3 protein-coding genes are annotated in these 2,167 nt (G+C 53.3%); all 3 read left to right on the top strand.

What is annotated here, in order from left to right:
- The coding region (locus tag WA354_RS24315) for a tyrosine-type recombinase/integrase (protein WP_472815613.1) at positions 1-897 on the top strand (897 nt) is incomplete at its 5' end.
- A 109-nt stretch (positions 898-1,006) separates the two neighbouring features.
- Complete coding sequence (locus tag WA354_RS24310) at positions 1,007-1,243, top strand: helix-turn-helix domain-containing protein (protein ID WP_472815612.1); 237 nt, start codon at positions 1,007-1,009, stop codon at positions 1,241-1,243.
- A gap of 116 nt (positions 1,244-1,359) precedes the next feature.
- A complete protein-coding gene (locus WA354_RS24305; RefSeq protein ID WP_472815611.1) occupies positions 1,360-2,055 on the top strand; it encodes a hypothetical protein in 696 nt (231 codons plus the stop codon).
- Positions 2,056-2,167: the final 112 nt, after the last annotated feature.

The following is a 2,167-nucleotide window of genomic DNA, read 5'->3' as shown; positions in this document are numbered from 1 at the left end:
GACCAATACCTTGAGTACATCCGGCGACACCGCAGCCTGAGAACCTACCGGACCTACCGTCCTGTCCTCAACGTCTTGTTCCGAAACTCCTATATCAAAACCTACGTGGATGAAGTGACCCGCGAGGACATCCTAAAATTCACCAGCGACTGCTTTGATCAGGGCCTTGTCCCACGAACGGTCTATGACCGGCTCGTTACGGTGCTCCAACTCTTCAAACGCCACGGATTCAAGGGGCTGGTGGAAGCGAGCGATTGGCCGAGCTATGTCGAGACCATCCGCCCGATCTACGAACCGGAAGAGATCGGAGCGATGCTCAAGAATGCCAATCTTGACGAGGCGATCCTCATCAAGTTCTGTCTCTCCTCTGGCTTTCGCGACCGTGAGATCCGCTACGTGACCTGGCGCGATCTCGACCTTCGTAACTCGGTGGTGCGCGTCACTGCTAAGCCGCTCTGGAAATTCAAACCTAAGAACTACGAAGAAAGAGCAGTGCCCCTTCCTGCAGCCATGATTGAACAGTTGCAGCAGTTGAAGGCCCGTCGCAATGCGACGCCGGCAGAGTTGATTTTTCCGAACACCAAGGGAAAGCCAAACAGCCTGCATATCGAGGTAGTAAAAGAGGTCGCCTACCGGGCCAAGCTGAATTGCGGCCAATGTGTCACCAAGCACGGCAACCGGTGCGCTCAGGGCCCGTACTGCCAACGCTTCTACCTCCACAAGTTCCGTCACACCTTTGCGACCGAACACCTTCGTCACGGTATCGATGTGCGCACCTTGCAGGGTTGGATGGGGCATCGGGACATTCAGTCGACGATGGTTTACCTCAAGGGAATCCAGTCGAAAGATGCGTTGGTAAAGGTGAACGGCGGCTCGCTCGCGGCTTACATTGCATAGTGCCGTGTGAGACAGCAGCGGATTTGACCGAATTATTTATTCAGTGCATTCTGCGCGCAGTCAGAGACCCACGGTGGTGCCGAAGGCGGCGCCCAGGAGGATACCCCCCATGAGTCTAGTGGACGTCGTAAGAGAGAAACAGGAAGCTTTGCGGGTGCGGGACCTGGCCCAGATCCTGGGAGTTTCGCAGCAGCAGATTTACAAGATGGCGGCCAGCGGCGAGATCCCCTCGTTCAAGGTGGCAAATGCGGTCCGCTTCGATCCGCACGAAACAGCTGAGTGGCTGAAAGAGAGATATCCCGTTCGTTCAGTGGCACTGCGCTTCCCCGAGGCGAGGAGAGCGTAGCCAAAGTCGGGAACTTGAAGGCATCCAAATTTGACCGGGTTTGTATCTGCGAAAGTGTATGCCCCAAGAAGAGACCACGGTTTCTTCAATTCTGGCTTGATCGAAGAGTGAACGGAATGCGAATCACGAAGGAAGAAGTTGTCGCGGGTCATTCTGCATTGCGGGTGCGTGGGTTTCTCAGGAGGTTCGAGCGTGGCTTTTTCATGGTCTCTGCTGCTGAGAGCTTTATGCAAATCAAATCACGGCGGGCGGCAGAGTTTATCAACGATTTGGTCGCACTCAAACTTGTAGAGCCCACAATGCCCTTTGGTAATAAACCAGCCTTCCAGGTTGCGACGCGAGGTCATGCATTTGCGAACGCAACGGCTGCGCAGCCAATTTGTCGAGGTACAGCAGAACGGGTCCTAAGAGAGTTTATCGATCGCGTGAATGCTGTAAACGCTTCGAAAGAATATGCATTCAAAATTAGGAGCGCCGTTTTGTTTGGCAGCATGCTGTCATCTGTGGACAGGTTAGGTGATGTTGATGTCGCTATTGATTTGCAGCATCGTATGTCGAACTCCGCCAGATTTAGAAAGCAGTGTAACCGCCGTCGGCATTTGGCGGAAGAACAGGGAAGAGGATTCTCTACTGCAATTGACTGGGCAACATGGCCTGAGAAAGAAGTTGTGCTACAGCTGAAGGCTCGCTCTCGCAGCCTAAGCTTGCATGGATTCAATCAATTATTGGAGATGGAAAATCTTCGCTACCGCATACTCGTTGGGGACGCCGGCTTAATCGCCAGCCAGATTCCTACTGGATGTGCCGTATGAGGATATTGTTGTTTTGGAATGATGGCTTTGGCTCTTGGACAGCCCGTTAAAAGAAGGTAGTAAGGCAGAGCATTCGGCTGTTAACCGAAGGGTTGTAGGTTCGAGTCCTACC

Source organism: Occallatibacter sp., assembly GCF_049802275.1.
Taxonomy (GTDB): domain Bacteria; phylum Acidobacteriota; class Terriglobia; order Terriglobales; family Acidobacteriaceae; genus Telmatobacter.
The sequence above is the reverse complement of the archived record's forward strand: the minus strand, read 5'-3'. Positions and strand labels throughout refer to the sequence as shown.